The sequence below is a fragment of the Umboniibacter marinipuniceus genome, from assembly GCF_003688415.1.
GTDB classification, from domain to species: Bacteria; Pseudomonadota; Gammaproteobacteria; order Pseudomonadales; family DSM-25080; genus Umboniibacter; species Umboniibacter marinipuniceus.
Genome location: NZ_REFJ01000001.1, coordinates 315,751 through 336,829, shown reverse-complemented (window position 1 = coordinate 336,829; position 21,079 = coordinate 315,751). Strand labels below are relative to the sequence as shown.

Annotated in this window: 27 protein-coding genes; 15 read left to right on the top strand and 12 right to left on the bottom strand. The window is 50.4% G+C overall.

All coding sequences use genetic code 11. From position 1 onward, the window contains the following. Positions 1-7: 7 nt before the first annotated feature. Positions 8-1,075: a polysaccharide deacetylase family protein gene (locus DFR27_RS01570; RefSeq protein ID WP_121875703.1), complete on the bottom strand. Its 1,068-nt coding sequence runs from the start codon at positions 1,073-1,075 to the stop codon at positions 8-10. Between the two features lie 196 nt (positions 1,076-1,271). Between DFR27_RS01570 and DFR27_RS01565 the strand changes: the two genes are divergently transcribed. The 3 genes from DFR27_RS01565 (at position 1,272) to DFR27_RS01555 (ending at position 3,760) form a co-directional block, all read left to right on the top strand. Then, positions 1,272-1,898, top strand: a complete 627-nt coding sequence (locus DFR27_RS01565) for a hypothetical protein (protein WP_147434494.1) — start codon at positions 1,272-1,274, stop codon at positions 1,896-1,898. Between the two features lie 54 nt (positions 1,899-1,952). After that, the gene (locus tag DFR27_RS01560; RefSeq protein ID WP_121875701.1) at positions 1,953-3,458 is read left to right on the top strand and encodes a DEAD/DEAH box helicase; all 1,506 of its coding nucleotides are present in this window, start codon (positions 1,953-1,955) and stop codon (positions 3,456-3,458) included. An 83-nt stretch (positions 3,459-3,541) separates the two neighbouring features. Beyond that, the gene (locus tag DFR27_RS01555; RefSeq protein WP_121875700.1) at positions 3,542-3,760 is read left to right on the top strand and encodes a MerR family transcriptional regulator; all 219 of its coding nucleotides are present in this window, start codon (positions 3,542-3,544) and stop codon (positions 3,758-3,760) included. Here DFR27_RS01555 and DFR27_RS01550 read toward each other — a convergent pair. The 4 genes from DFR27_RS01550 to DFR27_RS01535 form a co-directional block, all read right to left on the bottom strand. Further along, a complete protein-coding gene (locus DFR27_RS01550; protein ID WP_121875699.1) occupies positions 3,750-3,962 on the bottom strand; it encodes a hypothetical protein in 213 nt (70 codons plus the stop codon). The genes DFR27_RS01555 and DFR27_RS01550 overlap by 11 nt on opposite strands. Next, the gene (locus DFR27_RS01545) at positions 3,962-4,429 is read right to left on the bottom strand and encodes a hypothetical protein (RefSeq protein ID WP_121875698.1); all 468 of its coding nucleotides are present in this window, start codon (positions 4,427-4,429) and stop codon (positions 3,962-3,964) included. Before DFR27_RS01545 ends, DFR27_RS01550 begins: the two co-directional genes overlap by 1 nt. 61 nt (positions 4,430-4,490) lie before the next feature. Next, positions 4,491-5,390, bottom strand: coding sequence for a phospholipase A (locus tag DFR27_RS01540; RefSeq protein ID WP_121875697.1), 900 nt, complete (start codon positions 5,388-5,390; stop codon positions 4,491-4,493). Positions 5,391-5,517: 127 nt separating this feature from the next. Beyond that, positions 5,518-6,117, bottom strand: coding sequence for a LysE/ArgO family amino acid transporter (locus DFR27_RS01535; protein ID WP_121875696.1), 600 nt, complete (start codon positions 6,115-6,117; stop codon positions 5,518-5,520). A 217-nt stretch (positions 6,118-6,334) separates the two neighbouring features. Between DFR27_RS01535 and DFR27_RS01530 the strand changes: the two genes are divergently transcribed. Both DFR27_RS01530 and DFR27_RS01525 read left to right on the top strand, forming a co-directional pair. Next, a complete protein-coding gene (locus tag DFR27_RS01530) occupies positions 6,335-7,315 on the top strand; it encodes a helix-turn-helix domain-containing protein (protein ID WP_121875695.1) in 981 nt (326 codons plus the stop codon). Between the two features lie 36 nt (positions 7,316-7,351). Continuing rightward, positions 7,352-7,750 (top strand): hypothetical protein, encoded by a 399-nt coding sequence (locus tag DFR27_RS01525; protein WP_121875694.1) that lies wholly within the window; start codon positions 7,352-7,354, stop codon positions 7,748-7,750. Positions 7,751-7,779: 29 nt separating this feature from the next. On the opposite strand, the gene parE is transcribed toward DFR27_RS01525, so the two are convergent. The 5 genes from parE to DFR27_RS01500 are packed head-to-tail and all read right to left on the bottom strand — an operon-like array spanning position 7,780 to position 12,020. Next, on the bottom strand, positions 7,780-9,663 hold the full coding sequence (gene parE, locus DFR27_RS01520) for a DNA topoisomerase IV subunit B (RefSeq protein WP_121875693.1): 1,884 nt from the start codon (positions 9,661-9,663) through the stop codon (positions 7,780-7,782). An 8-nt stretch (positions 9,664-9,671) separates the two neighbouring features. After that, a complete protein-coding gene (locus DFR27_RS01515; protein WP_121875692.1) occupies positions 9,672-10,244 on the bottom strand; it encodes a YqiA/YcfP family alpha/beta fold hydrolase in 573 nt (190 codons plus the stop codon). Next, complete coding sequence (locus DFR27_RS01510) at positions 10,241-10,984, bottom strand: metallophosphoesterase family protein (protein ID WP_121875691.1); 744 nt, start codon at positions 10,982-10,984, stop codon at positions 10,241-10,243. Before DFR27_RS01510 ends, DFR27_RS01515 begins: the two co-directional genes overlap by 4 nt. Continuing rightward, the gene (locus DFR27_RS01505; RefSeq protein WP_170150736.1) at positions 10,972-11,412 is read right to left on the bottom strand and encodes a DUF1249 domain-containing protein; all 441 of its coding nucleotides are present in this window, start codon (positions 11,410-11,412) and stop codon (positions 10,972-10,974) included. Before DFR27_RS01505 ends, DFR27_RS01510 begins: the two co-directional genes overlap by 13 nt. Continuing rightward, positions 11,409-12,020 (bottom strand): NUDIX domain-containing protein, encoded by a 612-nt coding sequence (locus DFR27_RS01500; protein ID WP_121875689.1) that lies wholly within the window; start codon positions 12,018-12,020, stop codon positions 11,409-11,411. Before DFR27_RS01500 ends, DFR27_RS01505 begins: the two co-directional genes overlap by 4 nt. Before the next feature lie 162 nt (positions 12,021-12,182). On the opposite strand from DFR27_RS01500, the gene DFR27_RS01495 reads away from it, so the two are divergent. The 10 genes from DFR27_RS01495 to DFR27_RS01450 all read left to right on the top strand — a co-directional run bounded on the left by DFR27_RS01495 (position 12,183) and on the right by DFR27_RS01450 (position 19,057). Continuing rightward, on the top strand, positions 12,183-13,220 hold the full coding sequence (locus DFR27_RS01495; protein WP_121875688.1) for an AraC family transcriptional regulator: 1,038 nt from the start codon (positions 12,183-12,185) through the stop codon (positions 13,218-13,220). Positions 13,221-13,282: 62 nt separating this feature from the next. Continuing rightward, complete coding sequence (gene ubiE, locus DFR27_RS01490) at positions 13,283-14,032, top strand: bifunctional demethylmenaquinone methyltransferase/2-methoxy-6-polyprenyl-1,4-benzoquinol methylase UbiE (RefSeq protein ID WP_121875687.1); 750 nt, start codon at positions 13,283-13,285, stop codon at positions 14,030-14,032. Beyond that, positions 14,029-14,628, top strand: coding sequence for a ubiquinone biosynthesis accessory factor UbiJ (locus DFR27_RS01485; protein ID WP_121875686.1), 600 nt, complete (start codon positions 14,029-14,031; stop codon positions 14,626-14,628). The genes ubiE and DFR27_RS01485 overlap by 4 nt, the downstream gene beginning before the upstream one ends. Continuing rightward, a complete protein-coding gene (gene ubiB / locus DFR27_RS01480; RefSeq protein WP_121875685.1) occupies positions 14,628-16,250 on the top strand; it encodes a ubiquinone biosynthesis regulatory protein kinase UbiB in 1,623 nt (540 codons plus the stop codon). Before DFR27_RS01485 ends, ubiB begins: the two co-directional genes overlap by 1 nt. Before the next feature lie 31 nt (positions 16,251-16,281). Beyond that, a complete protein-coding gene (hisI, locus tag DFR27_RS01475; protein WP_121875684.1) occupies positions 16,282-16,668 on the top strand; it encodes a phosphoribosyl-AMP cyclohydrolase in 387 nt (128 codons plus the stop codon). Continuing rightward, entirely contained in the window at positions 16,661-16,990 is a 330-nt protein-coding gene (locus DFR27_RS01470) for a phosphoribosyl-ATP diphosphatase (protein ID WP_121875683.1), read from the top strand. Before hisI ends, DFR27_RS01470 begins: the two co-directional genes overlap by 8 nt. Positions 16,991-17,003: 13 nt before the next feature. Further along, on the top strand, positions 17,004-17,252 hold the full coding sequence (tatA, locus tag DFR27_RS01465) for a twin-arginine translocase TatA/TatE family subunit (protein WP_211327527.1): 249 nt from the start codon (positions 17,004-17,006) through the stop codon (positions 17,250-17,252). 9 nt (positions 17,253-17,261) lie between these two features. Continuing rightward, positions 17,262-17,822 (top strand): Sec-independent protein translocase protein TatB, encoded by a 561-nt coding sequence (gene tatB / locus DFR27_RS01460; RefSeq protein WP_121875681.1) that lies wholly within the window; start codon positions 17,262-17,264, stop codon positions 17,820-17,822. Beyond that, positions 17,819-18,592 carry a twin-arginine translocase subunit TatC gene (gene tatC / locus DFR27_RS01455; RefSeq protein ID WP_121875680.1) on the top strand — a complete coding sequence of 258 codons (774 nt, stop codon included), beginning with the start codon at positions 17,819-17,821 and terminating at the stop codon, positions 18,590-18,592. The genes tatB and tatC overlap by 4 nt, the downstream gene beginning before the upstream one ends. Positions 18,593-18,595: 3 nt before the next feature. After that, complete coding sequence (locus DFR27_RS01450; RefSeq protein WP_121875679.1) at positions 18,596-19,057, top strand: EVE domain-containing protein; 462 nt, start codon at positions 18,596-18,598, stop codon at positions 19,055-19,057. Positions 19,058-19,084: 27 nt separating this feature from the next. On the opposite strand, the gene DFR27_RS01445 is transcribed toward DFR27_RS01450, so the two are convergent. After that, positions 19,085-19,288: a DUF3094 family protein gene (locus tag DFR27_RS01445; RefSeq protein WP_121875678.1), complete on the bottom strand. Its 204-nt coding sequence runs from the start codon at positions 19,286-19,288 to the stop codon at positions 19,085-19,087. 77 nt (positions 19,289-19,365) lie between these two features. Next, on the bottom strand, positions 19,366-21,033 hold the full coding sequence (locus tag DFR27_RS01440) for an acyl-CoA dehydrogenase family protein (RefSeq protein WP_121875677.1): 1,668 nt from the start codon (positions 21,031-21,033) through the stop codon (positions 19,366-19,368). Positions 21,034-21,079 lie beyond the last annotated feature (46 nt).

Sequence of the window (21,079 nt, the reverse complement as noted above, 5' to 3'; positions counted from 1 at the left end):
ATACCTGCTAGTCAACCCAATTACCATCTTGATCCAGCTGCACTACTGGAACAGAGAACCAGTAGAAGCGATGTCGTTGATTGCTTCCCGCTGTACAGTTATATCGGCTACGACCCTTCTGAAGTGCGCCATCGGCAACAACACTGAAACTGTTTTCTCCTTCAGCGACCACCGTTTGTGCACCTAAACCCGATGCAAAGCAGTTGATTCCGGTAACACGGATACCACTGTCATCCTGCAGCGTTATATGTGCTTGCGGCCAAGGACTTCCGTAGTCGAGAATATGGCTAACTAGCGTTTCATCAGCACTGGTTAGCACCACGGACTCTACCGGCATTGCTAACGTTCTGACCTTGGTATGAAAGTCTTCGACTGTTCCGTATGGCCCACCAAATGGAAATCTTGGCAAGTGCCCTAAATCGGATAGTGCACCCACCGCACCAGATTGTTGCCCCACTGCGGCGAAACCTTCCTCAGCTAACACCTCAAGCATCTCCGGTGAAAATTCACCATAGGGATAGGCAAGAATCCTATGGGATTCACCTGTCATCGCTTCAATCCTGGCCTCGGCCTTGAGTAGATCTTCACGGAAGCGCGCTAACCAGGCTTCGTCTGACTCACCCGGTAGTTTTGCGGCTAGATGATTGTGCTCCCAGCTGTGGTTCGATAACTCACCTCCCAGCGTTTTCAGTTCATTTAGCTCATTCCAACTCATGTACCCACGGATGCGTTGATCAATCAGCAGGGGCGGCACAAAAATGGTAAAGGGCCAACCGCGCGGCACGATTTCAGCTTTGATCGCCGCCATATTATCGCTGTATCCATCATCAAAGGTGATGGCTACAACATCATCGGGAATGGCCTCACCATTTCGCAAGTTAGCCACTAGCTCACTCAAGGGTACGACTTGATAGCCGAGCTCCTCTACGTAGGCCATATGCTGAGCAAATAAGTCTGGGGAGATGCTCGTTGATGCGGGGGTATCATCTGAAACATGATGGTACTGCAAAATTACCGCCGATTTAGCCGCTGTGCTCAATAGCAATCCCGTGATGATCATTAACAGCCTTAGCATTAGCCTCTCCTCGCTTGTTGGGTCATAATGGTGCACAATAAATTTTTCATGACTAGGGCGCTATAGCTAGAACACTATGGTTAAGTTATCGCAAAAACTTCGCAAACATCGCTATCGGCTATCGGCCGACCTGCGCTTTTTGCTGAGGTCTTTACTAACTATCCTATTGATCCAGCAGCTCTTACGCGTCTGTCTCATGTTAGCCTATCCTTCTGATACGCTCTACTTGCCTCTACCAGTCATCGCCGAAGCGCTATTTTACGGTTTTCGATTTGATCTTATGTTGAGCACATGGATATGTATCCCCATGATTATAGCCTGTGCTTTTCCCTCGGGTCTTAGAGTTCGCAGTCTGTGGCGAGCTTGGTTGAGTTTTATGGGACTCGCGTCAATTATCACCGGCCTCGTGGCAATTTCCTTCTATCAGATTGTTGGTGCCGAACAAGGCAGTTCCTTCTACCAATGGCTCGCCAATGGCGAGAAGCTCCCGTGGCTGGCTCTGGCTCAGCGCTGGGAATCAGTAATTTGGTTAATGGTAGCCATTTTATTCAGCGGGCTGCTCCATGAGCTAATACGAGCTTCGGATCTTAGTTGTCGGAACATTGGACGCGAGAACAACTGGAAGCGACTTGGTATCTTTTCGCTACTAATTATCGTCGCCGCCGTCGCCATGCGCGGGACCATTTACTGGGGGCCACCACTTAAGCCTGAAGCAGCACAGTTTAGTAGCTATCAACACGCTAACCATCTTGCCGCGAATAGCTCATTTAGCGTTATTCGCACTCGTATGCGGATGCCCGATCGCGATAATTCCCCACAATAAACTACAGTTAACGCTAACGGCGTTAATGCAGATTCCACAAGGTATCAACCACTCATGAGTTTTGATTCGTTATTCCTGCGTGCTGAGTTACTCAGTGCGGTAGCACAAAGTGGCTACACTCAACCCACCGCTATTCAGGCAGCGGTTATCCCCGGAGTCCAGCGTGGACGAGATGTTTTAGCATCGGCGCAGACTGGTTCAGGAAAAACTGCCAGCTTCGCGCTGCCAATTCTCAATCTCTTCGATGAAGCTCCACCTTTGGAGAAAAACCAGGTTCAGAATCTGATTTTGGTACCTACGCGAGAGCTCGCCCAGCAGGTATTTGATCAGTTTAAACACTATGGCCAGGATCTTCGCGTTCGCTGTGCAGTGGTTTACGGCGGCGTTAGCATTAACCCACAGCTCATGCAGCTTCGCCGCGGTGCTCACGTGCTAATTGCTACACCCGGTAGATTGCTAGACTTAATGAGCCAGAATGCGGTGAAGTATGATCAATTTAGCACCTTGGTACTGGATGAAGCTGATCGTATGCTCGACCTTGGCTTCCGTGAAGACCTAGATCGAATTTGCGACAAGCTACCAACCCAGCGACAGAATCTGCTTTTCTCGGCAACCTTCTCCCCTTCTATCCGAGATTTCGCCCGTACTCGCCTGCGCGATCCACTCGAAGTAGATACTGCACCTAAAGTCGGCGCAGCTAGCTCAGTCAAACACTGGCTTCACCCTGTGGATAAGAAACTCAAGCCTGAGTTGCTACTCGAAATCATCGAAGTGAACAGTTGGGTTCAGCTGTTGGTATTCTGTAAAACTAAGCGAGGCGTAGATAAGCTAGTCAAACGCCTTCAACAACAGCGCTTCAAGGCCGTCGGCATCCACGGCGATAAGTCACAACGCCAGCGCACCGAGGCATTAAGTACCTTTAAGCGAGGTCAAGCCGACATTCTCGTTGCGACCGATGTTGCTGCGCGAGGGCTGGATATTGAAGATATGCCGGTGGTGGTCAACTTCGACCTACCGCGCAATCCGGAGGACTACGTCCACCGCATTGGCCGAACGGGCCGCGCAGGAAAGACTGGCCTTGCGGTTTCACTTGTCGCCGCTGACGAGATCGAGGAGCTCAAAGGGATTGAACGCCTTTTGCAAAAACTAATTGAGCGTAAACTCGTTGATGGCTTTGAGCCGGATCACGATCTTCCGGTCAGCCCATCTATTCGTCCCGCCAGGGGCCCCAAAAAGCCTAAAAAACCCAAGGCACGTGCTGCCGGCGCTCACAATACCGATCGTGCCCCAAAACGAGATAGTCGCCGCAAGCCAAGTCGAGCGGGAAAGTCGAGCGGATCGTCAGCACCATCGGCCAGTAAGCCAAGTCGTCGCGCCGGGAGTCAGCACGGAGCGAAGGCTGCTCCCAAGAACGCTGCTAAGCCAAGACCGGGTAGTGGCGAGAAAACGGCTGCGCCCGCTAAGCGCAAGACAAATACGAATGCAGCCGCCGCAACGCCACGCCGAAGAACTAGCGCTGTAACACCTCCAGCTGGAGCAAGGCAGCCGCGTCGGCGCTAGCCTGCGGCTTTCCACTAAATGCGGTTTGCACATATAGCAGATCCCCTCTGGACACTCTTTAATCAGTCCAGAGGTACCAAATTATGTCTACACAACGCTATTCGCTATCGGAGTTGTGCGCCATGTCGTCGCAACCAATTTCGACCATCAGAGAATTAACACAGGCCGGAATACTCCCCTGTGAGCAGTCCGGCATGTACACCCAAGAAGCGCTTCTGATGTTAAATAGAATGAGTCAGATGGAACGTTTAGGCTGCAGTAAAGAACAGATTCAGCGCTTTCTCGGCAAGTCTAATCCTTAGACTGTTTAGCTCGCTTCGCATCGCGCTGACGACGAGTAAGAAACAAAAACACATTCAACCCCACTAGCGAGCCAATCACCGCTCCCGCAGAAGCTCCCAACAGGAAATGCCCCAGCAGCAAACCTGCAACGGCGCCCGCGCCAAAAAAGCCGACTGCTAGAAATAAACCAACGTGGCTGGGTCGGACCTCTAAATCTGACATTAGCGTTCTGCCTCGGTTGAAGTGCCCGAATTGGGCTCTATGTCTGCGGATGAGTCACTGTTACCTGTACTCGCTGGTCTAACGTCGCTATACGGCAGCGACATTTGAATTGCTTGATCTAAGTAGGCAATCCAGCGATTGTAGGAGCGATGAATTGACGCCTTCTTCTCATTATAATTAAGGTTTTCGCTACTAACGTAGCGAATCTGATATTGGCTATCGGAGTAGTCGACAGCCACTTTAACGTAGTGTGAACGCACGTAAATATCCAGGATAACCTGATCTGACTCAATGGAGACCACGCGCCAACCTTTAAACTGCGCGCCGTTAACAATCGCTTGCTGAATCTTCTCCGCATCAGCACTCGCTGAGGTGATGGTGGTTGGACCACGGTCAATAAGCGGTGCCGACGTACAGCCAACAAGTAGTGTTATTAGAACAACCATCGCTAGCGAGGAAGCTTTCATCGTTTTATCTCCATGTTCATTGAATAGATTCGAGGTTAGCCCCTAGCCTGCCAGGCTACCTTTAGAGCGTCGCAAATTGGAAGCCGATGCCGAATCTTTCCACTTTGTAATTATAATCAATCAAACTTTCCCCATAACCATTTGCGTATTGCAGTAACAAATCGAAGCGTTCGGTAAGTGGATAGGCAGCATTTAGCTCATAATATGCGCGGTTCTTAGAGGTGGATAAATTATTGCGTAGCATCAAGGATAACTCGAGCTCTTCAAAACGAGTCCCAACGGTGAATTCAAAATTTCCCATGTAATCTAGAATATCGGGATTATCGTCACCTACAGGATTACTAGGATCATCCTTTTCCTCTTCAGGGAGGCGATACCAGAGTTTAGCCACGTAAAAGAAGTTATCGGTCTCGGCAATCATCGTTCCTACGACTCGGTTCCAGCTGCGCGAAAGCGGATTGGTTCTGCCATTAGACTGATGATTGATTCCCAGCTGAAGTCCTAAGATATCTAGCTCACCTATTTGATAGCGCGGTGTCCAACGATAGAAAAGTTCCGGCTCATAATTAGTCTCACGAAACGGCGCCGATATTTCCGAGTTATACACTTGCCACCAGCTCTTCAAGGTGAAAGCAAAATACAACCCTTCCAAAGTATCGTCGCTCGCGCTATATAAAGGTGCCTTAATAGAAAGCTGATACTTAGCTTCGGCCTTGTCCATAGGTTGATTGCCGAAGAAGCTGTAATGCGCTTGGCTTGGGTCTGGAGAATACGTGTACGGAAGAATGTAGTTGGCGCGATGCTGGGTAATGATGAAGGGGTTGTCATGCGATTGGCGTTCAGCATCAATCCGGCGATCGAGGATCTCGCTGGCAAATACCGATGCGGAACAGACCGCGAGTAATAACGAAATGCCTTTAACTAAGGCGCGGAGCATCGAGGGCATTATTCGTTGTATCATGGCTACTATCTCAACTTAAGCACTTGCTGGTAGATTCAAATTTGGGGCTAATGTTAATTAATAGTAATCGTTTAGCTGTGGACTTGAAACATTTGGTTAACAACTGTTCGTAATTAGATCGAAAGCCTTAAAAGAGTAATGACGTGGCAATACTAACCATGATAATTCCCACGACGAACTCAAGTATCCTCCACGCACGAGGCTGACTGAAGAGCGGCGCCAAAAAACGCGAGCCAAAGCCCAGTGAGTAGAAGAAGACAAGCGAGGCACTCATGGCGCCTAGCGCAAAGAGTAACTGATTAGGGTGATACTGGGTTGAGATTGAACCCAGTAGAATTACGGTATCCAAATATACATGGGGATTAAGCCAGGTGAAGGCTAAACACATCAGTACTGCCTTACCCAGTGAAGCGTTAACATTTTCTGCGGCCTCTAGCGCATGTTGTTGTGTGAACGCTGACTTAAAACTCAATGCACCGTAGATCAACAAAAAAGCGGCTCCACCATAACGAGCAAGCTGCTCAATACTTGGAAACTGAGTCACCACCGCACCAAAGCCCGCTACACCTAGTGCAATGAGCAGGGCATCGGAAATAGCGCAAACGGTGCAGACGGCCAGTACATGCTGACGCTTAATTCCTTGCTTCAATACGAAAGCATTCTGCGAGCCAATCGCCAAAATTAGTGATAGCCCTAGCGAGAAGCCGGCAACAAATGTAGCTAACATAGCGGGTGTTCCCTGCTCATAATGAATGATTCAATCCGCGCTGGCATGCTCCAAACGAGCTGATGAATTAGCACAACTATTATTACTTTTTTTGCAGATTTCCAGTATTTTAACAACAATGCAACCGCTGGTTGACAATAAAACAAGCACACTTGGTAGTTTGCAACCACTGTGCTTTCTAAGCTAGAGGCTTAATTAAACACCAGGGGATGGACCCATGATACTTGCCGCAAAAATTATCCAACTACGTAAACAAGCCAATTGGTCTCAGGAGGAGCTAGCCGAGAAAATGAACGTTTCGAGGCAGTCCATCTCTAAATGGGAGAGTACCAATAGCATTCCAGATCTTAACAAGATCCTTATGCTAGCTAACTTATTTGAAGTCTCTACGGACTACCTGCTCCGAGATGAATTAGAAGCCCCAACACCCACTGACGAGCGAATTGATAATAACGCTATTCAGGTTAATCTGGACCATGCGAATCAGTATATCCAGAGCAAGATTGCCGCCGCTGCGCTCACCACTAAGGGTGTGATTTTATGTGTATGTTCCGTAATTCCACTGTTTTTCCTCATGGCAATGGAAGAATCTGGGCGACTCAATATCTCCGATGATATCGCCACCGCCGGCGGGATCATGAGTATCCTATTGATGGTCTCTCTGGGCGTAAGCTACTTCATCAAGATGAATCAATATGAAGCAGATTTTGACACGATTGATAATGAGCAGTTCGAACTGTGTTACGGCGTGCATAGTGTGTTTCAAGAAAAGTTGAAGCAGTTTCGCCCCACTTATAATAGGCGTTTATCACTGGGCATATTTCTGTTCATCAGTAGCTTCGCGCCACTGATGTTAACCGCTTTACTCCACGGTGGGCAGGACCTCGTTAAGCTCATGTTAATCGTGTTGATGCTAATGATCTCGGCGGGACTGTTCCTTGTTATTCCAGCCTCAAGCGAATTCGAAGCCTATAATAACATCCTAAAAGATCGTGACATGGAGTCCGTTAAGAGTAAACGCGCAAAACGTGCCGAAAAGCTGGCCGCCTTCTACTGGCCTTTGCTCGTGGCGATATTCCTAGGATGGAGCCTCTGGACAATGGATTGGGGCGTTACTTGGATTATTTGGCCCGTTGGCGCCGTACTCTTCGCCGCTTTGCTTGGTTTAATGGAACTCTTTGTTAAAGACGGCAACTAAATTGCAGAGATAGACAATTATGCGGAGGTCAGCTCAATGTTAAAAAAAATAGGTCTAGTCGCCATCGCACTGGTGCTAAGTACTCACGCCGTATCATCCGGCGAAAGAGCGCTTGAGCTTTCTCCGCAACGCATTAGCGAACTCCCTGAGCTTGAAGCGAATCAAGTTAGCGAGGCATATCACTACATTGGACGCTATCAAGAATGGCAGTTGTTCGGCGAAACATTAACCACCTCCGACGGTGATATGCCATTTAGCAGTACCTATGGCTATCGCGTCGCCGCTGACAGCGTTGAGGTGATTAATGGTAGGGCGCTCGCCCTGAGTAAGTTGCCTAGATGGATAGATGTTGAGACCTGCCCAGCGATTATTTCGGTCATCGCTGAGCAGGAAAAGCATCGGATAGTCGTAGCAAAAACGGAGGCTGCCTGCTGACGGAGGACAACTATTGAACTTGGCCGTGGCTAAACCTCAGCCAAGTTGCCCTTGTCTTCCAGCCAGGTTTTTCGATCACCAGATCGCTTCTTCGCCAAGAGCATATCCATAGTACCCATGGTGTCATCGCCGGCTTCAACATAGAGCTGTATCAGGCGGCGCGTATCTGGATTCATCACCGTTTCGCGAAGTTGTGCAGGGTTCATCTCACCCAAGCCTTTGAATCGGAGTACATGAGGAGTCCCACGTTTCTTCTCTACGCGAAACTTTTCCAAAATATGCTCTTTTTCTTGCTCATCCAGGGCATAGTAAACTTCTTTACCCAAATCAATCCGGAATAGCGGTGGCATCGAAACATAAATATGCCCAGCGGTGACCAACGGTTTAAAGTGACGAACAAACAGCGCGCAGAGGAGTGTCGCAATGTGGAGTCCATCGGAGTCTGCATCGGCGAGAATACAAATCTTACCGTAGCGCAGCCCCTCTAAATTATCAGACCCGGGCTCTACGCCTATGGCAATAGCAACGTCATGAACCGTTTGCGATGCCAACACATCCACCGCATCCACTTCCCAAGTGTTAAGGATCTTACCGCGCAGTGGCAAAATAGCCTGGAAGATACGATCGCGAGCCTGTTTAGCCGAACCACCCGCCGAGTCACCCTCAACGAGAAATAGTTCGCCACGTTCAGTCTCGGCGCTAGAACAATCGGCAAGCTTACCTGGCAACGCCGGACCACTGGTGACTTTCTTTCGCGTTACCTTTTTTGCTTTTCTTAGGCGCGATTGCGCATTGTTGATGCACATTTCGGCAATCGCTTCGGCTTCAGCCGTGTGCTGATTTAACCAAAGTCCGAAGGCGTCTTTTGCGACACCACTGATAAAACTTGCGGCTTCACGTGATGATAAACGTTCTTTGGTTTGCCCTGAAAACTGGGGATCCGCCAATTTAGCGGAGAGCACATAGGAGCACTTATCCCAAATATCTTCCGGGCTAAGCTTAATACCCCGAGGCATTAGACTGCGGAACTCGCAGAACTCACGGATGGCTTCCAACAGACCTGTTCGCAACCCATTAACATGAGTTCCTCCCTGAGCGGTTGGAATCAAGTTTACATAGCTCTCAGTGGTCAGTTCGCCACCTTCGGGCAACCATTGTACTGCCCACTCGGCAGCTTCGCTCGTAGCCGAAAAAGTACCCACAAATGGGGCTGACGGGAGCACTTCCCAGCCATTAGTTCGGCCAGAAAGGTAATCTTTAAGGCCATCTTTGTAGAACCATTGATCTTTTTCACCGGAGGCTTCGTCATGGAAGTTGACAGTAAGCCCTGGACAGAGGACTGCTTTAGCGCGGAGCACGTGGCGAAGTCTACTCAGGGAAAACTTGGGCGAATCGAAGTATTTTGGATCCGGCATGAAACGAACTTGAGTACCAGTGTTACGCTGCCCACAACTATCAATGACACTTAAGTCGCTAGCCTTGTTGCCGTCGCGAAAGCTCATGCGGTGCACTTCACCACCACGGCGAATCGTCACCTCAAGCCCCAAACTCAGCGCATTCACTACCGAGACACCAACACCGTGCAAACCGCCTGAGAACTGATAGTTATCGTTGCTAAACTTACCGCCCGAGTGCAAGGTGGTGAGAATAACTTCAACACCCGGCTTACCTTGCTCTGGGTGCATATCCACTGGCATTCCACGGCCATTATCGGTAACCGACATTGATCCATCTTTGAAGAGCACCACATCAATCTTGTTACAATGCCCCGCAATCGCTTCATCCACTGAGTTGTCGATGATTTCTTGCGCCAAGTGGTTCGGTCGGGTGGTTTCCGTGTACATACCTGGGCGTTTTCGGACTGGGTCCAAGCCGGTTAGTACTTCAATCGATTCTGAGGTGTAGTTCGACATAGCTTCCGTCACACAAATCGTGATAAAAATCGGTGAATGGCGGGGAGGTAACGTGGATAATCCACAAAACTGTGATTACCCCCGTACTCAATGGAGCATCTAGCACGAGAATAGTGCTCCGTCGCCTGTTTAAAATCTAGTGTCTCATCATGTGTCTGAACCATCAACCACAAAGATTGCGGTATACCTATCTCGCCACTGGTCAGGCCAGCCAGAAAGTCGACGTCAGCTTGAGTAAAATCAAAATACTGCTCTGAGTGCCAAAACTTATTACTACCAATCCGCGCTCGCAGCGAGTCTGCAGGCGTTACCGCTGGATTAATCATCACTGCAGGGATCTCAAAATTTCGGTGTACCGCGTTGGCATAGAATCCGCCCAGGGACGAGCCAATCACCCCGCTGGGTTGCGTACTTGTCACCAGCTGACCAATCTGCTGCCACGCCTGCTCAGGCGAGATCGCCAGCTGCGGCGCATGCACCCGGACGGATGGGTGATGGTCAGCGTACCAGGCAAGGGTTTGCTGAGCCTTTAGGGATTGCGGTGAACTGGCAAAGCCGTGAAGGTACAGCAGGTCTTTCAATCAATCACTCCAACGCGGTGAACCGCTGTGTCATAGCTACCATTTGCATGAAGACTGAAGCGACGATAGCCAGGTCTTAGGCTTTTATCTAGGGCGAAATCCTGCGCTCCCGCCATGAACTGACGGCTCGTTGCGGGGGTACAATACCAATCAACCCCGGCAAAGATATCTTGCTTTTCCTGATGAACGTGACCATTTGCTAACCATTTCACCTGTGCATGCGCTGACAATATCTCTGCGAGTTCATCGGCATCGCGAAGGCGCTGAGGATCAATCCACGCCGTCCCTACTGGCAGAGGCGGGTGGTGGACAAATACCCCCACGTGATCGGCGGTAGTAGACAGCCACTGACCAAAACTACTCAACTGTGGTTTACCAATGCGCCCCCAAACCTTGCGCGGTACGGCGGAGTTTAAAAAGGCAAGCTTCCAACCGGGAAATTGCCACTCACGTACTAAGGGCTGCTTAAGTTCACGTTCCATGACATCTGGATCATCGTGATTACCCGGCACCCAAACCACCGGGGTGCTAGGGAGAATTCGCTGAACGAGTTCCGCTATCTCTCGGTAGGCTTCGACACAGCCATCGTCGGCGATATCACCACTAACAACCAGTAAATCAACCGGATTTTCGGCGATATCCTCTAATACCGCAGTACAACCCGTTACAAACTTAGGTTTGGTGATTGCACTAAAATGACAATCGCTAATTTGCGCAATCTTTGCAACTATTCCTTCCATGGCCACTCCCAGTTCATCGGACTTCTACCAAATTTATCACAGTGCGCCAGCCATTCGCGAACAAAACGATGCAATTGAGCTTTCTCATCGGGTTGCAACATGCGGTCATTGGGATAAGGGTATTTCGGCAGCAATTGGTGCAGGTGGTCGCAGCGAACAATATCGGCGATACACGCATCATGATAGACTCTAATTTGCATGGCAAAACCTTGAGTGTACGAAGCGTTAGATTCTGGGGTCAACTGAATCACAGCGGTATAGGGCGTGACCTCAATCACTTCAAGATGGACGTCGTTCTGATGGCCTTGATCTCCCATTACCAACGTTCGGCTCGCGTGCAGCGGCATTTCCCCCAGAAAACGAGATAACAGCAGATAAATGAGTTCGCCGTCGCGCTGCAGCCCGGCCAAGTCTACGGAGTACTTCACTTCTCGCCAAGACTCGCGAAGTTCAGCAACAGCCATTGGAGGCAAATAATTGTGGCCGAGTTATCCACACCACCGCTTGCCATGAGTTGCTGAGCCTCCTCTATAGAATAGGTGGCCAAACGAATATCTTCGTGTTCCGACTCCAAGCCAAAGACACCTCCTACATTCTCTAAATCCACCAATGCGCAATACAAATAGAAACGTTCGTCTACACCGCCAGGGCTTACCAAGTAGTCGCAAATTGGGATCAACTGATCACCCGTCACGACAACCCCAGCCTCCTCAAAGCATTCTCGTGCCGCCACTTCTCTTGGCCCTTCCGCCGTATCAATCATGCCTGCCACAATTTCATGAAGCCAAGGCGAACCTTCACGCGCTAGCGCACCAATCCTAAACTGCTCCACGAGTGCCACGCGTTGTATACGGCGATCGTAGAGTAGAACACCCACCGCATGACCACGTTGAAAAAGCTCGCGAGTGAACCAGGGAGTTGTTTCACCATCAAACTTGCGATGACGAAGGGTAAGCTTGGAGATCCGAAAGAAGCCGTCGTAGCAGACTTCCTGTGAACCGACTTCTACGTCATCCTTACCAAGTTGCTTATTCATAATCTTTCCTGAACAGGGGTTAATAAAAATGCGAAGCCTAATAACTCCTAGCGAAATCACAGGGTTGCCTGAGGCATTCTACGCAACGGCTTATTTTTCTCCGTAATTCCCTTATACTAGACGCTACCGTTTCCCAATAATAGATGAGTAAAGTTGCGCACTATGAAGTTGGCCTCTCAAACCACCACCATTGGCACCTGGGCGCTGGCGATCAAGCGAACGCTTGACGCACGTGGGGTGAACGGTGACAAATTACTGCGCGAAGCAGGCATTGACGTCAGCGTTTGTGGTGACCCGAATACCCGCTTGCCTAGTCCAAAGCTTAATAAACTTTGGGACTTAGCGGAACGGGCAACCGGCGACCCCCGATTTGGCTTAAGCGTGCCGATGTTCGTGCACGCCACCACGCTACACGCTATGACGATGGCTAACTTCGCGGCTACCAGCTTGTACGACGCCTTTTCCCGTTCGGCGCGCTTTTCGCGAATCATTACCACCACCATGCAGTTCGCGCTCAATAAACAGGATGGCGTGTATCAAATTGAGTACCTACTTACTGAGCCCAACTCGCTAAGTCATCACGGCGTAGAGGCAAGCATGCTCCTGTGTGTCCGTATGGCCCGTGAAATTGACCTCAACCCCGAGAACAAGCCCATTGCCGTGCACCTCAAACGTAGAGAAGACAATGATCGCGACTTCTTCGAACAGGCCTTCGGCTGCCCCGTTCACTTTGAGTCGGAGCGCTGGTTTATTGAAATGGACGCTGCCCAAGTAGAGGCTCCTCTACCAACCGCCAATCCAGAGATCTTGCAAAGCTGTGAGCGTATTATGGCCGAATACTTGGCCCGCATGGACAAGGCGGACATCAGCCACCGAGTTTATCAGCTTATTCTAGAACTACTTGTCGCTGGCGAACCCTCTCAGGAACGCGTGGCCGATGCCCTACATATGAGTACGCGGAGCCTTCACCGTAAACTTACTGCTGCCGGCACCAATTTCAAGTCCCTGTTAGACAACACGCGGCGTGAGTTGGCTATGCAATATATCCGCCAAAGTAATCTTTCCATTGCCGACATTACGTATAACTTAGGCTTCTATGACGCTAGCAGTTTCTCCCGCGCCTTTAAGCGCTGGACGGGAATGTCACCCGCTAAGTATCGCCGTGACATCGCCTTAAACTCACCCATAGAACACGAATAATTCCCTTAATTTTGCGATCCCTTTCAGGTTAGAATGATCGTTCAATTAACTAAGGTTCAAGCATGAGCAAGCACGATAAGACCCACTTTGGTTACACTGAAGTACCCGTTGAAGAGAAAGTCGAGAAAGTCGCGGGTGTTTTCCACTCCGTTGCCGCCAAATACGACATCATGAATGATTTGATGTCCGGAGGCGTTCACCGTCTGTGGAAGAAATACACAATTGAATGCTCGGCCGTTCGTCCTGGCTCTAAAGTACTAGACATTGCTGGCGGTACCGGCGATCTCACGCTTGCCTTTTCCAAACTCGTTGGCAGCGAAGGGCAGGTAGTTCTCGCTGACATCAATAGCTCAATGCTTAACGTAGGGCGTGACCGCCTGATTGATAAGGGCGTTGGGGCTCAGGTTCAATACTGCCAAGCGAATGCCGAATGCCTGCCATTCCCCGATGACTACTTCGACTGCCTAACTATTGCCTTTGGCTTGCGTAACGTAACCGATAAGGATGCGGCGCTGCGATCTTTCCTCCGTGTACTCAAGCCAGGTGGCAGAGTATTGGTGCTGGAATTCTCTAAACCTAGCAACCCGCTGCTATCCAAAGTTTACGATACCTACAGCTTCAAGGCGCTCCCATTTATGGGTAAATTGATCACCGATGACGCCGACTCCTATCGCTACTTAGCTGAGTCGATTCGCATGCACCCAGACCAAGAAACCCTGCGTGGCATGATGGACGATGCGGGCTTCGTGAACACCAAATATGACAATTTAACTGGCGGCATCGTCGCTCTACACCGAGGCGTTAAACCTTGATCCAGATTGCCGCCACCGCAGCATTGGAACACGCTGTGAATGGTGCTCTCTCCCTAGACGCTGGTGCCGAGCACGTATTGGCACCGCTTAATGGCTGCGTGTTAAAGCTGAGCATCACGTCCCCTAGTATGACCTTATTTGCTATTTTCTCCGGAGCTGAGATCAATCTCTACCAGCAATACGCGGGTGAAGTACACCTTGAACTCAGTGGCAGCGCCGCTGAATTCGTCGCTATGGCACGTAATCCCGAGAGTAATGCGCTGATTGACAGCGGCGTCAAAGCGCATGGCCAAACTGGTGTACTTATTCAGCTCAATGAAGCGCTGCCAAAACTGGACCTTGATCCCGAGGGGAAGCTAGCGGATTGGATCGGCCCGATTGCTGCTCATCAACTCGGTAGTGGCGCTCGCAAACTTTGGTCTGGGCTAAAGCAAGCAAAAACCTCCTTTGATCGCCTCGCTGGGGAGTCAATCCACTACGAAGCCCGACTGGCTCCCTCCCCTGAAGAGTTGGCACAATTCTCCGCTGACGTCCGTGACGTCCAGCGTCGTTTCGAGCGCTTGGAAGCGCGTTTCAATCAATGGAAGTCTCGCTAATGTTTCGCGCCCTCAAACGTGCCTTTGTGGTGCTTCGACAACTTAAACGCTTTGGCGTACACGAACTTGTAGCACATCGTTTGCCCTTCGGCGCTAAACTAATACTCGTACTTCTGGGGCCAACCGATCGCACTTGGCAAGCGAAGCCCATGGGGGAAAGAATTCGGGCATGTCTCGAATCACTTGGCCCTATCTTCGTTAAATTTGGCCAACTGTTGTCAACTCGGCCAGATCTCATCCCACATGACATCGCCCAGCAACTTGCCTACCTTCAGGATAAGGTTACGCCCTATCCAGGCCCGTTATTCCTAGCGCGAGTTGAGCAGAGTCTTCAGCGACCGCTAGACGAAATGTTTGCAGAGGTTGAGAAAGAACCGCTCGCATCCGCGAGTGTTGCGCAAGTCCATCGAGCAACGCTATTAGATGGAACACAAGTAGTCATTAAGTGTCTTCGACCAGATCTAGGCTCCGTTATTGACGACGACATCGCCCTCATGCACTGGCTTGCTCGTAAGGCTCTGCAGTGGCTACCCGACGCTAAGCGCTTACGACCTACCGAAGTGGTTAGTGAGTACCAGCTTACCATTGCGCGCGAGCTAGACCTTCGCATTGAAGCGGGCAACGCGTCGCTATTTCGCCGTAACGCACAGCAAAAGGGGCTTCTCTATCTTCCCGAAGTCTACTGGGATTATTGCACTGAAGCGGTCATGGTCTCCGAATATATTGACGGCATTCCCGTTAATGACATGGCGCAGATAGCAGCTCAAAACACCAACCTCAAGATTCTAGCCGAACGTGGCGTGGAAATATTTTTCACCCAGGTATTTGAAGAGAACTTCTTTCACGCCGACATGCATCCCGGAAATATCTTCGTCAGCCGTGAGCATCCAAGCGACCCAACTTATATGGCAGTGGACTGTGCAATAGCCGGCTCGCTCAGTCGTGAAGACCAGTACTATTTGGCACGTAATTTGTTGGCGATTTTCCGCCGCGATTACCGTCAGGTCGCGGAACTTCACATTGATTCTGGCTGGGTGCCCGCTACTACCCGCGTTGGTGATTTTGAAACCACTATTCGCTCAGTCTGCGAACCCATCTTTGAAAAGCCGTTGGGCGAAATCTCATTCGGTAACGTGCTGGTCAACCTCTTCCAAACGGCAAGGCAGTTTGACATGCAGGTTCAGCCACAACTGGTCTTACTCCAGAAAACACTCCTCAATATTGAGGGCATGGGCCGCCAGCTCTATCCACAACTCGATATTTGGGCTACAGCCCACCCGTTTTTAGAGAACTGGTTGAAGGATCGTTTTAAACCCACCACGCTGTGGCAAGAGTTAAAGCGCTATGGGCCAGATTGGCTAGAGAAATTCCCGCAAGTTCCCAACCTGCTCTTCGACGCGATTCAGCAGGCTGCCAAGCCAAGCGGCACGGTCGTTGAAGCAAAGCAAGTGGACAGGAAGCCAGTTCGTCGTCGAACGCTTGGTTCAGTTAGCTTGGTGGTCGGCATCGCTGCTGGGGTGAGCGCTGGCGTTGCCTGGCCGGAACTACTCAATCGCGAAACAGCGCTAGTGTGTGGCGGACTTGCCATAGGCTGGGTCATTGCCCGCTTAAGCCGCGCATAGGAAGCAAAGGAATTAAGAGGCCAACAACGCTATGAATGACTTTCTGAATGACATTAAGTTCAATGAACAGGGACTTGTGGCCGCTATCGCTCAGTGCGTGCACTCAAAAGACGTACTGATGATGGCCTGGATGAACGCCGAAGCCGTTACGCTTACGCTTCAAGAACAGCGAGCCGTCTACTACTCTCGATCTCGGCAGTCGCTATGGCGTAAGGGAGAACAAAGCGGCAACGTGCAAAAACTGCACCGCTTTGCGCTAGATTGTGACGGCGATACAATCTTGCTAACCGTAGAGCAAGTTGGTGGAATTGCCTGTCATACTGGTCGTGGTAACTGTTTTTATAAAACAGCGAGTGACAATGGTTGGCAGATCAACCAAAATGTGATCAAAAGCCCCAAGGCGATGTATAATGAATGACATAATTGCGCAGCTTGAAGCAACAATTCAAGCGCGAATCAATACCGCAGATGAGAATAGCTCTTATGTTTCTCAACTCCACAACAAAGGCCTGAACAAGATCTTAGAAAAAGTGGGTGAAGAATGCACTGAGTTGCTTTTAGCCGCCAAAGATTATGAAAACGGTAGCGATCGTGAATCACTACCTAAGGAAGCAGCTGACGTGCTGTTTCACATGATGGTTTTGCTCAATCACTTGGGCTTGAGCATCAATGACGTTACACAGGTGCTTGCCTCGCGCACGCAGCAATCCGGACTAGAAGAAAAGGCCTCACGAGGCTAAAAAGGAGTTAATTATGGCGCCGAGTATTTGGCAAATTCTGATCATCCTACTCATTGTAGTGCTACTGTTTGGCACCAAGCGTTTAGGCGGCTTAGGTTCTGATCTAGGTAAAATGATCAAGGGCTTCAAGTCATCAATGGGCGATGACGACGCAGCAAAGAAAGAGGAAGAAAAAGGCGCCGCACCGGCTGAGAAACTCAGTAGCGACGAAGCCAGCAAGGCCGCGCCGACGGAAAGCACCGAAAAGACCAAGCAGGACTAATCGCCGCGCATGGACATCGGTTTTCTGGAGTTTCTCCTAGTGATGATTGTGGGCCTGCTCGTACTTGGCCCCGATCGCATGCCGGAAGTAGCCCGCAAAGGGATCTACTGGTGGGGACGTGCGAAGCGTACCATCAATGACACCCGCGAGGAGATCGAGCGAGAGATTGGTGCCGACGATATACGCCGCCAACTCCACAATGAAAACATCATGAAATCGCTGGGCGAAAGCAAGGCCGCGATTGAAGCGACCGTTAAAGAAACCACCGATAATATCCAAAGATTCAAAACTATTGGCGAGCAGAAACCGCGCCGAGGAAGCGCTGCGGCAGAACCTGCTGTCAGTGGCGATAACACCCAAGCGGATGAACTGGCAGTGATTAAGGCCAAGAAGGAGCTTGCCGCAATCCGTCAAGCGGAAGCGGAGTTAGCCAAACAGATGTCGATAACGTCAAACGCAGCAGAAGACACTTTCGATGAAGTACAGTCAAAGCTTTCAGAATCGAACGCCGAATTGGCCTCGAACACCTCCGCCGAAACCCCGAAGCCGGGAAACAAGGACCAACTGTGAGCGAAACTACGGCTGAAAAATCGACTTTTGTGGGTCATCTAATCGAACTCCGTAGCCGTTTACTGAAAATGTTCGCGTCGGTATTTGTGGTGTTCCTCTGTTTATTCCCCTTCGCCAACGAACTCTATCAAATTGTCTCTGAGCCTCTACGCCGTTATTTACCCGAGGGTTCATCGATGATTGCGACCGAAGTCGCATCACCGTTCCTCACGCCCTTCAAGCTAACGCTAATGTTAGCCTTCGTGACCGCCATTCCTATTGTTCTGTGGCAGATATGGGCATTTATCGCCCCGGGTTTGTATAAGCGTGAGCGACACATCGTAGCGCCGTTACTCTTTTCATCCGTTGCGCTTTTCTATGGCGGCATGGCTTTTTGTTATTTCGTTGTCTTCCCTCTGGTCTTTGGCTTCTTCACCTCGGTGGGACCCGAAGGCGTAGCGGTAATGACCGACATCAATCTCTACCTAAACTTCGTTATTAAGCTCATGCTAGCCTTTGGCATTGCCTTCGAGATTCCCGTCGCGGTGTTTATCCTCGCATGGGTAGGTGCTATCGACGCTGATAAGCTGGGGCAGAAGCGCCCGTATATCATTGTGGGATGCTTCGTGGTGGGCATGCTGCTGACGCCGCCCGATATCATTTCACAGACACTCTTGGCCGTGCCGATGTGGATGCTCTTTGAGGTAGGTAGTTTCTTTGCCAAGATGATTCAACGCTCCCGAAAAACTAGCGATGACCAAACTGACAGCCCAGAGCAGGATGCTAGCTAGCCCATGAACTACTGGCTGCTCAAGTCTGAACCCGATGACTTTTCGATTAGCGATTTAAAAGCGCTAGGGAAAACCGGCGAGGGTTGGAATGGCGTACGCAACTACCAAGCTCGTAACTTTATGCGCGACGATATGGCATTGGGAGACTTGGTGTTGTTTTATCACTCTAGCTGTAAAGCCGTGGGCGTAGTTGGCATTGCCAAGGTAGTAAAAACGGCCTACCCAGACCCTACGCAGTTCGACCCAAACAGTCACTATTTCGACCCCAAAGCCAGCCACGAAGTACCGCGGTGGTTTCAGGTAGACATCGCCTTCGAGCGGGCCCTCAAGCGTGTGCCGTTGGCGGCCATGAAAGCCAATGAGAAATTAGCCGGGTTGCTTCTGATTAAAGCAAGTAGACTGTCAGTGATGCCCGTTTCTGCCGAACATTTTGCGGAAATTGTGGCCATGTCCGAAGCCCGATAGCGCCGCTTCAGTTCGATTGAAATTCGCTTATAACCAACGCCCAGAATTCCAAACGCCAGTTTCGATAGCCACATACATAGCGAGCGCACCGAAGGCAATGAGCACAACGCTCAACACACCCATAAGGCGCCAGAATTTGAATTCTCCGCGGTCAGTTTGGTGGATAGTGGAATTAAGATACTCTTCAACACGAGCCAAATCTTCAGGACTCAAGTCTTCTTTATCGCGCATAGTTCAGTCCGCTTAGGGTTATTATTTTTAACTCAGGGTAACGTGAACCCTGAGCTAAAAACAAGCACTTCTTAGCGCTACAAATCTACCGTCAAACCCGCCTTAATTGAGGTGAGTAGCGCATTGAATCGTGGAAAAATACGCATCTCGAAGAATGCTAGACGTCGTTGACGTTCACTGAGGTCATCGCCTTGAGCCGCAGCGACCATCCGAAGCAAGAAATGGTAGTAACTCAGATAGCCTAGCGCATGAAGATAGTCCACGCTGATTGCCCCTTCGCGACCGGGGTGCTCTGCTAGTATTGCGACCATTTCCTCACTTAAGGCAACAAATTGCTGAGCAGCCAATGTGAACGGCTCATCGGGCGTTGTCTTGAGGAAATCATTAAGCATTGCTTTAAGCGCGCGAGCATCATCCACACAGACCTTACGCTTCACCAAGTCCTGCGCTTGAATACCATTCGTTCCCTCGTAGATCTGTGCAATACGTGCGTCTCTGACCCATTGCTCCTGACCCCATTCGCGCACATAGCCATGGCCGCCGAACACCTGCTGACCAATCACACAGCTCTCGAAGCCTTGATCCGTTAGGAAGGCTTTAACTACTGGAGTGAGCAGCGCCGCGCGCTGCGCCATCTCTGTACTGTCTTCGCTCTTGGAGCTATCTAGGCAATGGGCGGCATAGACCGCCAATGCTCGCCCGGCATCAGCCAGAACACGCATCGTTAAGAGCATACGCTTCACGTCGGCATGTCGATTGATGGCAGCTAGTTCGCCACCTACGCTGCCTTGTTTGCGCTCTGCGGCATAGTTCATCGCCGCATCATAGGATGCCACACCAGACGCTAGACCCTGCACGCCAATAGACAAGCGTTCATAGTTCATCATGGTAAACATCGCCTGCAGACCGCGATTTGCTTCGCCGACTAAATAGCCTTTGGCGCCGTCAAAATTTACCACACAGGTTGCCGAGGCGTTGATACCCATTTTGTGCTCAATAGAACCTACAGTAACAGCATTCTTATCACCCAAGCTGCCGTCAGCATTGACATGGAATTTAGGCACCAAGAAGAGTGAAATACCGCGATAGCCAGCCGGTGCGCCTTCAAGACGAGCAAGTACGAGGTGAATCACGTTCTCGGTCATATCCTGATCACCACCGGTAATAAACATCTTATTACCTTCGATCGCGTATTCACCATTACCCAAGTCCTGTGCCTTGGTACGCAACAAACCTAGGTCAGAGCCCGCATGAGGCTCAGTGAGATCCATAACGCCTGCCCAACGCCCTTCATAGAGGGCTGGAAGATAGGTTTCCTTTAGCTGCTCACTACCATGTGCATCGATACACAACGCTGCCCCTACACTCAATGTGGAGTACAACATAAAGCTTGAATTGGCCGAGTAGAAGAGTTCATCGGCCATCACCGAGAGCGCTTTTGGCATCCCTTGGCCACCCCAAGCCGGGTCACCCGCCATAGACGGCCAACCACCTGCGGAAAAGGCGGCCCAGGCTTCGACAAAACCCGTTGGCGTGTGAACGCCATCAGCTTCGAGCCTACAGCCCTCTTCATCACCAGAACGATTGATTGGCGCGAGTGCTTCGCGGGCGAATTTATCGGCTTCGCTTAGAATCGCATCGCCAAGCTCAGCGGTGTAATCGGCAAAGCGTTCACTGGCCTGCCAGCTGTCTTCAAGCTGGAAGACATCACGAAGGAGAAATTGCATTTCATTGAGTGCAGACATAGGAGCCTCAACTAGAGAAAGGAAGTGTGTTAAAAAAGGCCGCTGA

Bases quoted from the DNA above. Each gene is read 5' to 3' on its own strand.
- DFR27_RS01570 (WP_121875703.1), bottom strand. From the start codon at position 1,075: ATGCTAAGGCTGTTAATGATCATCACGGGATTGCTATTGAGCACAGCG.
- DFR27_RS01565 (WP_147434494.1), top strand. From the start codon at position 1,272: ATGTTAGCCTATCCTTCTGATACGCTCTACTTGCCTCTACCAGTCATC.
- DFR27_RS01560 (WP_121875701.1), top strand. From the start codon at position 1,953: ATGAGTTTTGATTCGTTATTCCTGCGTGCTGAGTTACTCAGTGCGGTA.
- DFR27_RS01555 (WP_121875700.1), top strand. From the start codon at position 3,542: ATGTCTACACAACGCTATTCGCTATCGGAGTTGTGCGCCATGTCGTCG.
- DFR27_RS01550 (WP_121875699.1), bottom strand. From the start codon at position 3,962: ATGTCAGATTTAGAGGTCCGACCCAGCCACGTTGGTTTATTTCTAGCA.
- DFR27_RS01545 (WP_121875698.1), bottom strand. From the start codon at position 4,429: ATGAAAGCTTCCTCGCTAGCGATGGTTGTTCTAATAACACTACTTGTT.
- DFR27_RS01540 (WP_121875697.1), bottom strand. From the start codon at position 5,390: ATGATACAACGAATAATGCCCTCGATGCTCCGCGCCTTAGTTAAAGGC.
- DFR27_RS01535 (WP_121875696.1), bottom strand. From the start codon at position 6,117: ATGTTAGCTACATTTGTTGCCGGCTTCTCGCTAGGGCTATCACTAATT.
- DFR27_RS01530 (WP_121875695.1), top strand. From the start codon at position 6,335: ATGATACTTGCCGCAAAAATTATCCAACTACGTAAACAAGCCAATTGG.
- DFR27_RS01525 (WP_121875694.1), top strand. From the start codon at position 7,352: ATGTTAAAAAAAATAGGTCTAGTCGCCATCGCACTGGTGCTAAGTACT.
- parE (WP_121875693.1), bottom strand. From the start codon at position 9,663: ATGTCGAACTACACCTCAGAATCGATTGAAGTACTAACCGGCTTGGAC.
- DFR27_RS01510 (WP_121875691.1), bottom strand. From the start codon at position 10,984: ATGGAAGGAATAGTTGCAAAGATTGCGCAAATTAGCGATTGTCATTTT.
- DFR27_RS01500 (WP_121875689.1), bottom strand. From the start codon at position 12,020: ATGAATAAGCAACTTGGTAAGGATGACGTAGAAGTCGGTTCACAGGAA.
- DFR27_RS01495 (WP_121875688.1), top strand. From the start codon at position 12,183: ATGAAGTTGGCCTCTCAAACCACCACCATTGGCACCTGGGCGCTGGCG.
- ubiE (WP_121875687.1), top strand. From the start codon at position 13,283: ATGAGCAAGCACGATAAGACCCACTTTGGTTACACTGAAGTACCCGTT.
- ubiB (WP_121875685.1), top strand. From the start codon at position 14,628: ATGTTTCGCGCCCTCAAACGTGCCTTTGTGGTGCTTCGACAACTTAAA.
- hisI (WP_121875684.1), top strand. From the start codon at position 16,282: ATGAATGACTTTCTGAATGACATTAAGTTCAATGAACAGGGACTTGTG.
- DFR27_RS01470 (WP_121875683.1), top strand. From the start codon at position 16,661: ATGAATGACATAATTGCGCAGCTTGAAGCAACAATTCAAGCGCGAATC.
- tatA (WP_211327527.1), top strand. From the start codon at position 17,004: ATGGCGCCGAGTATTTGGCAAATTCTGATCATCCTACTCATTGTAGTG.
- tatB (WP_121875681.1), top strand. From the start codon at position 17,262: ATGGACATCGGTTTTCTGGAGTTTCTCCTAGTGATGATTGTGGGCCTG.
- DFR27_RS01450 (WP_121875679.1), top strand. From the start codon at position 18,596: ATGAACTACTGGCTGCTCAAGTCTGAACCCGATGACTTTTCGATTAGC.
- DFR27_RS01445 (WP_121875678.1), bottom strand. From the start codon at position 19,288: ATGCGCGATAAAGAAGACTTGAGTCCTGAAGATTTGGCTCGTGTTGAA.
- DFR27_RS01440 (WP_121875677.1), bottom strand. From the start codon at position 21,033: ATGTCTGCACTCAATGAAATGCAATTTCTCCTTCGTGATGTCTTCCAG.